This window comes from Acidobacteriota bacterium (genome assembly GCA_039028635.1).
GTDB lineage: Bacteria > Acidobacteriota > Thermoanaerobaculia > Multivoradales > JBCCEF01 > JBCCEF01.
Genome location: JBCCHV010000099.1, coordinates 1 through 10607, shown reverse-complemented (window position 1 = coordinate 10607; position 10607 = coordinate 1). Strand labels below are relative to the sequence as shown.

Sequence of the window (10607 nt, the reverse complement as noted above, 5' to 3'; positions counted from 1 at the left end):
TTTTTTCCCCGGGTTGTTTGTTTTTGGTCCGGTGGGGGTCTGCCCCCCCCTCCCGGGGCGCCCCGCCCCCCCCAACCCCGCGGGTTTGTGGGCCCCCCTCCCCCGGGGGGGGGGCCTGGCCCCCCCCGGGCCCTCCCGGGCCCGGTCGCAGATTGCCGATGAGTTTTTCAGCACCCTGCACGCGGGCTGCTACAATCCGTTGACGAGGGGCCACTCGCAAGGTGGCCCCTCTTTTCGTTGCGGGTTCGGAAGGGGCCCCGAACCTGTGACCACGGCGAGAGGCCTTATCTGCATCATGCTATTCTCGTCAATATCGAAAAATGTACTCCCTTACTCATCCCGCTCGATCGAATCCATTTGCCAAGGAGATCCCATGCCGCTCCGCATCCGACCTCTCCACTTGTTGGTGTGCCTCATCCTGCTCGCCCTCACTGCACCGGCGAACGCCGCCCCACCGGCGGACCTGCGTCTCGAACTGATCACGGGAGGCCTGAGCTCGCCGGTCGCCGTTCGCAACGCCGGTGACGGCACCGACCGCCTGTTCATCGTGCAGCGTGGCGGCTCGATCCGAATCGTCGAGAACGGCAGCCTACTGGCGACGCCCTTCATCACTGTGCCGAACGTCCTGTCCGGAGGTGAGCTGGGGCTGCTCGGGATGGCATTCCACCCCGACTACGACACCAACGGCTACTTCTATGTCAATTACACGCGCAATCCGCCCGGTCCCATCGCCTATGAGACGGTGATCGCCCGCTTCGAGGTCTCCGCCGGCAACCCGAACGTCGCCAACGTCAGCTCCCTCACGGAGCTTCTCACCATCACCCAGGACGATTCGAACCACAACGGCGGTGACATCCACTTCGGCCCCGATGGCTACCTCTACACCGCCTTGGGCGATGGCGGCGGTGGCGGCGATCCCTTCGATCGCGCCCAAGACCTCGGCGAGCTGCTCGGCAAGATGCTGCGCCTCGACGTCGACGGCGGCACGCCCTACGCCATTCCCGCCGGCAACCCCTTCAATGACGAGATCTGGGCCTACGGCCTGCGCAACCCCTGGCGCTTCAGCTTCGACCGCTGGTCCGGTGACATCTTCATCGGCGATGTCGGACAGGGCTCCTGGGAGGAGATCTCCTACCAGCGCGCCGGCACTCCGGGCGGCATCAACTTCGGCTGGGACTGTCGCGAAGGAGCTCACAACTTCCCGGGCGGCTCGACCTGCTCCGGCCCCACCGTCGACCCGATCATGGAGTACGTCAACACCAGCTTCGGCGGCGACTGCGCGGTGGTCGGTGGCTTCCGCTATAGCGGCATCATTCCGGGCTTCCAGAGCATCTACACCTTTGCCGACAATTGCTCCGGCAAGATCTGGTTCGGCACCCAGGCGACCAACGGCACCTGGAGTGACAGCCTGTGGATGGACACCAACCTGAGCGTCTCGGGTTTCGGCGAAGACGAGGACGGCGAGCTCTACCTGGTGTCCTTGAGTGGCGCTCTCTACCGATTCACCAGCGACAGCGCCATCTTCGGAGACAACTTCGAGAGCGGCGGCCTGGGACTCTGGTCCGGCTCGGTGCAGTGATTCCATCCGTCGGCGGGTCCCCCGCCGATCGTTTTCACGGGTCCTCGCCGGCCAGCCAACAACTCACCGCTGGCCGGCGCCGGACCCGCCTTCCTCGCCCTGCTTTCCAAGGCTTCCCGGGCGGCAGCAGAGTCCGCTCGGGGCGCTGACGATCATCCGGCCATCTCGGACCGTCCAGCAGCCCTTCGGTGCGCCTCAAGGTGCCGAGAACAACCCGACCGGCGCTGCGGTAGGAGCCACCTCCTGCTATAGTGATTCCGCATACAAACCCTTTGTCGCCTAACTCTTGCCGAGATGTCGGAAGGCCCGAAAAGCGGAGTCACAGAACTGCTCTTGGAGTGGCGCCACGGCAGCCACGAGGCTCTCGATGCGCTGACTCCGATCGTCTATGAAGAGCTGCGTCGCCTCGCCCACCGCTATATGCGGAAGGAACGGGCGAACGACGTTCTCCAGACCACTGCCCTCGTCCACGAGGCGTACATCCGGCTGCTCGACGCCGAGGTCAAGTGGCAAGACCGGCTGCATTTCTTCGCCGTTGCCGCCTCCCTCATGCGGCGAATCCTGGTCGACCACTCGCGCCGGCGCATGGCGGCCAAGCGCGGCGGCGGGGGCCAACCGGTCACCCTCGAGGAGATCGACCTACCGCTGAAAGCCGGGCCCGATCTGGTGGCCCTCGACGACGCCCTGCACGATCTCGCCGCCGTCGACAAGCGCAAGAGCCAGGTGGTCGAGCTGCGTTTCTTCGGTGGCTTGACGATCGAAGAGACGGCACGCTTCCTCGATGTCTCCCATGCCACCGTCGAGCGCGACCTGAAGGTCGCCAAGGCCTGGCTGTCGCGCGAAATGAACCGCGAGTGAGCACTCGCCCAGACCCACCATGACCTCCGAACGCTGGCTGCGCACCGAAGACATCTTTCTCGAAGCCAGCGAGCTGAGCGGTGTCGAACGGCGCCGCTTCCTCGACCGTGCCTGCGGCGACGATGCCGAGCTGAGGGCCGAGGTCGACAGCCTATTGGCTCACGCCGGAGGCGCCGACGACGAGATTCAGCGCGCCATCACCGACGCCCTCGAGCTCGCCCGCGCCGAAGACGACGCCGCCAGCCGCGAACAGATCGGGCCCTATCGCATCCTGCGCGAGGTCGGCCGCGGCGGCCTCGCCACCGTCTACCTCGCCGAGCGCGCCGACGAGCAGTACCGCATGCAGGTGGCGATCAAGCTGGTGCGCCGGGGCCTCGACACCCAGGACATCCTGAGCCGCATGCGTCGCGAGCGGCAGATCCTGGCCAGCCTGAACCATCCCAACATCGCCCAGCTCCACGACGGCGGCACCACCGAAGACGGGCTGCCCTACTTCGCCATGGAGTACATCGATGGGCTGCCGATCGACGGTTACTGCCGGCAGGAGGGCCTCTCCCTGCGCCGCCGGCTGGAGCTCTTCCGGACCGTTTGCGACGCGGTGCGCTATGCCCATCAGAACCTGATCGTCCACCGTGACCTCAAGCCGAGCAACCTGCTGGTGACCGGCGAGGGCGTGCCCAAGCTGCTCGACTTCGGCATCGCCAAGCTGCTCGACAGCGAGGCCTCGAGCCGCACCTTCGCGCCCACCGGACCCGGCATCCGCCTCTTGACCCCCGAGTTCGCCAGCCCGGAACAGGTACGCGGCGAGCCCCTCACCACCGCCACCGACATCTACTCCCTCGGCGTCCTCCTCTACCTGCTGCTCACCGGGCGGCCGCCCTATCGCTTCGCCAACCGCCAGCCGAGAACGGTCGAGAAGACGGTCTGCCACCAGCCCGTCGCCAAACCCAGCCTGGCCGTTCGACAGCCGCCGGAGGACGGCGACGAAGTCTTCACGGAGCGCCCGGAGCGCCTTGCCCGACGCCTCGCCGGCGATCTCGACAACATCGTCGGCATGGCCCTGCGCAAGGAGCCAGCGCGGCGCTACGGCTCGGTGGAGCAGCTCTCGGAAGACCTGCGGCGCTTTCTCGACTCGGAGCCGGTGAGCGCCCGGCCGGACACCCTGGCCTACCGCACCTCGAAGTTCGTCCGCCGCCACAAGGCCGCCGTGGTGACGGTGCTGCTGGTCTTCTTCGCCCTCCTCGGCGGCATCGTCTCGACCACCTGGCAGGCGCGGGTGGCGAAGAACAACCTCGCCGAGGCCGAGCGCCAACGCTCCCAGGCGTTGCGCATCCAGGGATTCTTGGAAGATCTCTTCAAAGTCTCCGATCCGGGCGTCGCCCAGGGCCAGGAGATCTCGGCGCGACAGATTCTCGATCAGGGCGCCCAGCGCATCGGTCGCGAGCTCCAGGAGCTACCCGAGCAACGGGCCGCCCTCGAGGAGGTGATGGGCCGGGTCTACCGCAATCTGGGTCTCTACGATCAGGCCGAGGAGCATCTCGGCCAGGCCCTCACCACCCGCCGCGAGCTGGCCGCCGAAGACCCGCGGGATCTCGCCGCCAGCCTCAATCAGCTCGCCGTCCTCTACGACACGGCGGGGGATTTCGATCGCGCCGCCCCGCTCTTCGAGGAGGCCCTCGACCTGCGCCGACAGCGCTGGCCCGAGGACCATGCGGAGATCGCCGAGACCCTCAACGATCTCGGCGCAATGCTCTACCACCGGGGAGATCTCGATGGCGCCGAGCCACTGATCGAGGAGGCCCTCGCGATGCGTCGACGAGTCCTCGAGGAGGGACACCCGGAGCTCGCCGAAGGGATGAACAACCTCGCCGCCCTGCGTCGCGACCGGGGCGATCTCGTGACCGCCGCGGACCTCTTCGATCGGGCGCGCCTTATCCGCGAGCTCCGCCTCGGCGCCGACCACCCGCTGACCGTCGAAACCCTCGCCAATCTCGGCGTGGTGCAATGGAACCGCGGCGAGCTGTCGGTCGCCGCCGAAACCCTCGCCGAGGTCCTCGAGCGCAAGCGGCGACTGCTCGGCGAGGAGCATCCGCTGCTCGCCTCGAGCCTCAACAACCTGGCCTCCGTGCGCCGCGCCCAGGGCGAGGCCGAAGAGGCCGGCCAACTGTTTCGCGAAGCCCTCGACCTGAGCCGCGAGAAGCTCGGCCCGGACCACCCCTATGTGGGGGTCTTCCTCAACAACCTGGGCGACCTCGCCGCCGAGCAAGGGGAGATCGAGCCAGCCGTCGCATATTTTCGGCAGGCCCTCGACCTGCGCCGGCGGATCCTACCGCCGGGACACTGGCAAACCTCTTACCCACTGCTGCGGATGGGTGAGATCGCCCTCGAGGCGGGCGACCCGGTCGCCGCCGAGCCACTGCTGCGTGAAGCCCACGAGCTGCGTCGCGAGGGCCTGGATGCGGGCGCCTGGCAGACCGCCGTGGCGGCCGGCTCGCTGGGCCTCTGCGAAGCCGCCCTGGGCCGCACCGAGGCCGCCCGGGAGCTGGTCCATGGCGCCCTCGAAACCCTCACCGCCAGCGGCCGCGAGCAAGAAGCCGAGGCCCTGCGCCAACGCTGGGCCTCGGCGGGTGTCGCGACCGGCGGACCGGCCTCAGTTACCGATCAAGAGTGAGATGTTGGTGGTGTTGATGTTGAGCGGCGGCCAGGTGTGGCTCAGGGTGACGCTGACATTGGTCTGCAGAGCGCACTGAGCCGCACCGTAGGCGGACAGCGAGAAATTGCTCTCGGCGTAGGCCAGAGCGTGATCCGTGGCGCCGCCCCCGACCTCGGCCACCACCCGCGCCGTCGACGACAGCACGGCGGTTTGCGGCTGCACCCCTCCGGAGGTATTGACGAGATCGATCTTCTGCGGCGGCGGCGACTGCGGACCGGCTCCCCGGGCCTCGACCAGAATCTCCTGGGGAGATTGCTGGTTGCCGCCAACCTCGTAGGTGAGCGAGGCCTGCACCGACGCCGACCCCATGCCTTCCGCCTGGGCGACGTAGTCGGCGCTGTAGGCCACCGCGTGGTCGACGTTGCCGACGCACCCCACCGGTAGCGGGCAGCTCTGCATCTCGAGACGCTCGATCAGAAGACCTTCACCGGTCTGACCCAAAGCGACGTCGAGCAGAGCACCCTGCTTCATGCGGTAGCAGCGCACCCGCAGCCCCAAGCGCGTGGTGCCATCGGTGGAATAGTCCATGGTCGCCGATGCCGGCGGCTGAACCAGCATGCGGTGGGCCGCTCCGACACTGCCGGGGCTCCCGGCCATCTGATTGGGGCTGGCGTTCCAGATACAGGTGCAGGGCCCGCCTCGGCCACCGCCGCGGCGTTTGATCTGCCACAGCCAAAGATAGAGGGCACCGCGCAGCCCGGGGAAACGGGTCAGCACCTCCCCGACCACTTCGGGGCTGCCGGCGACCGCATCGAGGGCGGCGTCGAGGTCTTGATCCGAGAGCACCGCATCCTGGTAAAGGCCCGGAAATACGCCCAGATGACAAACCTGGCTCTGCGGGCAGTCGAGCTGGAGATGAAAGGGATGAGGGGTGATCCGGCCCGCGGCCACCGGCCCGAAGACATCGGCCTGCGGCTCGACCGCCACGAAGTACTGCAGGCCGAACTTCTCGATCTCACCGAAGGCGTTCGGCAAGACGTAGACGGCCTGGCCGTGACGGGGCTCGATTTTCTGCTCCAGAACCGCCTCTCCACCGCTCTCGAGGAGGCGAAGGATGGCGATCCCGGGCAGCTCGTCGGCCTGCCACGCAATCGCCACCGAGAGATCCAGTCCTGAGACCGAGACCTTCTCGATGGATCCGAGCTCGAAGGCTTCGAAGCCGGTACCGACCTCGCCGCCTTCGGAACCGAAGGATGGCCCGCCAGCCACGGCGGGCAACGAGCAACAAAGTGTGATGAGCGCTACTGCGGTCGTGATCCGCATAAGGAGCTCCTTCCAATATAGAACGGGTTCGCGCCAAGGTCCTGCAAAAGACTTGACGCTCCCGGTCAAGTCCAAGTAAGAGAGTTGAAGACTCCACCGACTGCTTATGCGCAAGGGCACCGGAGAATCCCTCAGCCACCTCCAAGGGCAGCGACTACAGACCGACTCGACTGGCGTTCATCGGCCCGGCAGACCGAGCCCTGGGCCGCCAACTCGGACCCTGTGGCAAAAGTCTCGGCCGGATCTGCCCTCCATTCGCGGTCCTTCGCCAGTCCCTGGCGTCCCCCCCGATCGAGCAGCAAGTCTCATTCGATCAGCCATATAGCCCAAGCCTGCCAAGTCCTCGAGCCCCCGCCGAGGATTTCTTCGAAACTTCCTGAGGGACTGGAAGGGAGACTTGCGCATAAGCCATTGCACGGTCATATCAACTCGAGCGCGGCGGATCAGGAGCCGCGCGACCAAAGGAGACTTTCTTTATGCGATGTCATCGCGCCATCCTGCTTTTCGTCCTCGCCGCCCTGGTGGTGACGAGCCCCGCCCTGGCTCAGGGCTCGAAGTACATCCAGTCGGGCGTCGACGTCTTCCAGACGGCGACCAACGCCCCCACCGGAGCCGACTTTTCGACCGATCCGATTCCGGCCGGCTTCTTCTGCCCCGGCTCGGATCCCTTCAAGGGCACCCTCAAGCTCCTCGGCCTGCCCTTGGTCACCAGCCCACCGGGAATTCTCGGCGGAGCCGACACCATCGTCGAGCGCCTGCAGGGCGTCGACCTCTCCCTCGGCTACGGCGAGGTTCCGATCGTCGTTCGCGCCATGAACCTCTACAGCCCCGACTACATCGGCATCTACTGCCCGGGCCAGGGCGACACCCGCTGGCGCGTCGACGTCTGCCTGTGCGAGTGCCAGGAGACCACCAAGATCCAGATGAAGCTCGGCGGCGAGTGCGACACCTGCGGCTTCTTCACCGGTGAGCTCGCCATCAACGTTTGCCTGACCTTCACCAATCTCGAGACCGGCGAGGTGCGCGGCCCGATCTCCCACGCCGTCAACCTGGGCATCAAAGAGATGCCCTGGTGCATGCAGCCGGGCGCCGGTGGCCTCGAGGTCAAGGAGCCCTTCAAGGTCGACTCCGACTGTGACGGTCGTCCCGACCTGGTGCTGCCCGGCACCACCAACTTCCACCCCGGCTGGACCTGCGACGTCACCGGTGGCGGTGGCGGCGGCAACTGCTGGCAGGACTTCGCCCACCTGACCTCCTGCCACGAAGGCCCGGCGCCGGATCACCAGCACTGCATCAACCCGGTCTGCGGGAAGGAACGCCAGTAGATCCCCCTCTCTTTGCTTTTTCGGGTGCCATGCAAGGGCCGGCGTTACGCCGGCCCTCTTTTTTTGAGATCGTCTAAACAGCAGAAGCCACTGCGGACAGGCCTCGACAGAGTGAACCGCCCCGCTTCAGGCTTCTCTGGCCCGCCCTTCTCACCAGATCTCGCGGGAAGAGGGCGAAGGTTGCGGAAGAGGCAAGGCATCGGCCGGTGCCGCGACGCCGCCGTACTGGACGTCCTGCGAGGAGTGCAGCCGGCCGATAACGCAGCAGAATCTGTGACCTACGGCCTTGTCGCGGAGAGCTCGTGAGAAGGTCGGGCTGGGTTCCAGCAGAACGGACCGATACAGCCCATACTGGAATCGACTCAACACTTACTTGTCTGACGTGCTCCTCCGGTTAGGGCCCGATTCCCTCATAGTTATTGGGCCGAACTACGGGGAGCGAGTCACGGGTTGCAGTACCGAGCATGCATGTCGTCGAGGTCGTCGCCCTGACCGGCAGTGCCGTGCATGTCCCTTTCATGCCCCGTGAATCTCATCCGTTCACTCGACCCGTTGGGCACGGACTCTTCCCCAAAGGGAAAGTAGGTGTGGAGCCCTGCACTGCGCCCATCAGCCTTGGTGATGAGCCTCGGCGTGCCGAGATCGTCGAGGTGGAAGCGGAGCCCTTCGCGTGGTTCTTTCTTCCTCGCTCAGTCCTGCGAGACTAATCATCTCGCCGGTCGGATCGACCCACTTGAGAGGACTCCTAATCGCATAAGCGTATCTGCTTAGGCTTTGAGGAAGGGCTAGCCTCCCTCCCACGGGATCGACACTGAGAAATCTGCCGTTAAGGGGTGAGCAATACCTGGCGTGCATGTAGTCAAGGTCGTCATCTTGGCCAGGTGTTCCGTGATGATTGCGTTCGTGGCCGGTGAGTTTGAGCCTCTCCTCGAGGTGGACGGTGCCGAGCCCTTCTCCGGAGGGAAAGAAGACGGAGAGTCGCGGATTCTTTCCATTGACCTTGACAGAGAGTCGTGGCGTTCCGAGGTGGTCGAGGAGCTGGAGGCGGACTCCCTCCTGCGGCCGCCACCCACGCCGCAGCCGACATGAGTCAACCGATCAGTGGGCTCTCTGACCACCGAGCCAATCCTTGAGAACTTTCAGGAGCCGCCACCAGAATAGCCCCGCAAGAGCTTCTCCTTCCAATAGTCCTGGAGATGAGAGCGAAGCTCACCGCTCAGTGAAAAGACCTGAGAGCAACAAACCCCACAGGAGTCTACGTCTAGCAAATCGATCAATTCGGGGTCAACCGACTCAAGAATCGTTCGAGTTCCTAGTCCAGACCTCACCTCAAGAAGGCATAAATAGTAATCGCCAACGATATCCACACCATAGTGAGTCTTCTTACTTGCTGCCGAGTCCTCGCTGATCACGAAGTAGATCGGACTGGATCGCGAATCCTCAACCCAGGAAGCCTCAACCCTTGCTTCACCAGACAGAATCGCCTCTGTCAAGGAATTGATGGCCATCTGATCTCCGCTCAAGAGGACTCTGCCAGAGGGATCTGCAGAGGAAGCGCAAGACAAAGCAATAGCCGTAAGCAGCAGAAATGGCCAAGAAGCTCGAACTCCATCCTTCGACTCTATTCGATCCACTAATGCCCCTTTCTTTTCTCTCGAGTTACAACTGAGTTACCATTTGCCCCCGAAAGAACGAAGGCCGCCGAGCGAGCACCGTTGGTAATCTGCCCACCCCTCATGATATCCACAGACGGACTTGGATCCCACGGAACCCTTTCTCCAGCGTGATATAAGTCTCTCAGCCCCATCAGATGGCCGGTCTCGTGAGCTCCAGCTGCAGGCAGCCCTCCTGTCGACGTCGGACTAGCATTGTCGATTGTGAAAATGGTCCCTGTATCAGGGCCAGATTCACCGCCGCTCAGATTGAGCGTCATATTTACCCTAGCCCTTCCAACACCAGGTACCACGGTAAGTGTGTCGACCCCTTGCTCGGCTTGATCAGCACTAACAATATCGAACTGCACATCGAAGGAAATCGCCTCACCCGAAGACCCCGTAACCGACTGATTATTCCAATAGTTCTGGGCCCCGTGTTTGAACTGCACAGCAGCGGAAACCTGCTGGAGATCACTCGTATCCACTAAAATCTGAGCACGCACCTGAACCGTGCACTCCTGCTCAACGCATGTCACCTTCGCATTTCTACCATCCGGGTCGATCATGAGCAGCGGATTATTGTTCGCATAAATATACCGATTCCAGGACTGGGGCTTTCGAATGTCAGCGCTTGCAATCAGAGGATCGACCGACAGAAATCGCCCGTTCAGCGGATTGCAGTACCGGGCATGCATGTAGTCGAGGTCATCTCCCTGCCCCGCGGTGCCGTGGGTGTCCCTTTCATGCCCGGTGAATTTCATCCGCTCAGAGGACCCGTTGGGCACAGACTCTTCCCCAAAGGGAAAGTAGGTATGAAGCCCGGCGCTTCTCCCATCGGCCTTGGTGATGAGCCGTGGTGTGCCGAGGTGGTCGAGATGGAAGAAACGTAGCCCCTCGGCCGGACTCCAGGAAGCCAGCAGCTGACCGTCGCGGTGGATGTGGTCTTCCTGGTGAGTCCAGGTTCCGGAGGATCCCCCGACGGTGCCCCAGGTGCGCAGCACCTGGCCGCCGAGGTCCCTGAGGGTCCAGGTTTCCTCGATCGGGCTTTCGGCCCAGTGGAGGGTGTTGATGCGCTCGTCGTCGGCAGTGTAGAGGTAGTAGTCCTCGATGCTCCCGTCGCCGCTTTCCTTCGACCGGAGCTTGGACAAGGCATCCCAGGTGTAGGTGTAGCCGGTGGTGCCGGAGCCAAAGTGAAGCTGGTTGCCGGCGGCGTC

The 10607-nt window shown here is 64.4% G+C and carries 6 protein-coding genes; 4 read left to right on the top strand and 2 right to left on the bottom strand.

Annotated elements, in window-relative coordinates; all coding sequences use genetic code 11:
- The first annotated feature begins 373 nt into the window (after positions 1 to 373).
- The 3 genes from AAF604_24275 (at position 374) to AAF604_24265 (ending at position 5108) form a co-directional block, all read left to right on the top strand.
- The gene (locus AAF604_24275; protein ID MEM7052800.1) at positions 374 to 1579 is read left to right on the top strand and encodes a PQQ-dependent sugar dehydrogenase; all 1206 of its coding nucleotides are present in this window, start codon (positions 374 to 376) and stop codon (positions 1577 to 1579) included.
- 294 nt (positions 1580 to 1873) lie between these two features.
- On the top strand, positions 1874 to 2437 hold the full coding sequence (locus AAF604_24270; protein MEM7052799.1) for a sigma-70 family RNA polymerase sigma factor: 564 nt from the start codon (positions 1874 to 1876) through the stop codon (positions 2435 to 2437).
- Positions 2438 to 2456: 19 nt separating this feature from the next.
- Positions 2457 to 5108 carry a serine/threonine-protein kinase gene (locus AAF604_24265; GenBank protein MEM7052798.1) on the top strand — a complete coding sequence of 884 codons (2652 nt, stop codon included), beginning with the start codon at positions 2457 to 2459 and terminating at the stop codon, positions 5106 to 5108.
- On the opposite strand, the gene AAF604_24260 is transcribed toward AAF604_24265, so the two are convergent.
- On the bottom strand, positions 5088 to 6413 hold the full coding sequence (locus AAF604_24260) for a hypothetical protein (protein ID MEM7052797.1): 1326 nt from the start codon (positions 6411 to 6413) through the stop codon (positions 5088 to 5090). The genes AAF604_24265 and AAF604_24260 overlap by 21 nt on opposite strands.
- A 476-nt stretch (positions 6414 to 6889) precedes the next feature.
- Between AAF604_24260 and AAF604_24255 the strand changes: the two genes are divergently transcribed.
- Positions 6890 to 7738 (top strand): hypothetical protein, encoded by an 849-nt coding sequence (locus AAF604_24255; GenBank protein ID MEM7052796.1) that lies wholly within the window; start codon positions 6890 to 6892, stop codon positions 7736 to 7738.
- 1633 nt (positions 7739 to 9371) lie between these two features.
- Here AAF604_24255 and AAF604_24250 read toward each other — a convergent pair.
- A partial coding sequence (locus AAF604_24250; GenBank protein MEM7052795.1) for an RHS repeat-associated core domain-containing protein occupies positions 9372 to 10607 on the bottom strand: 1236 nt, incomplete at its 5' end.

Coding starts and splice junctions, on each gene's coding strand:
- AAF604_24255 (MEM7052796.1), top strand. CDS start 6,890: ATGCGATGTCATCGCGCCATCCTGCTTTTCGTCCTCGCCGCCCTGGTG.
- AAF604_24260 (MEM7052797.1), bottom strand. CDS start 6,413: ATGCGGATCACGACCGCAGTAGCGCTCATCACACTTTGTTGCTCGTTG.
- AAF604_24270 (MEM7052799.1), top strand. CDS start 1,874: ATGTCGGAAGGCCCGAAAAGCGGAGTCACAGAACTGCTCTTGGAGTGG.
- AAF604_24275 (MEM7052800.1), top strand. CDS start 374: ATGCCGCTCCGCATCCGACCTCTCCACTTGTTGGTGTGCCTCATCCTG.
- AAF604_24265 (MEM7052798.1), top strand. CDS start 2,457: ATGACCTCCGAACGCTGGCTGCGCACCGAAGACATCTTTCTCGAAGCC.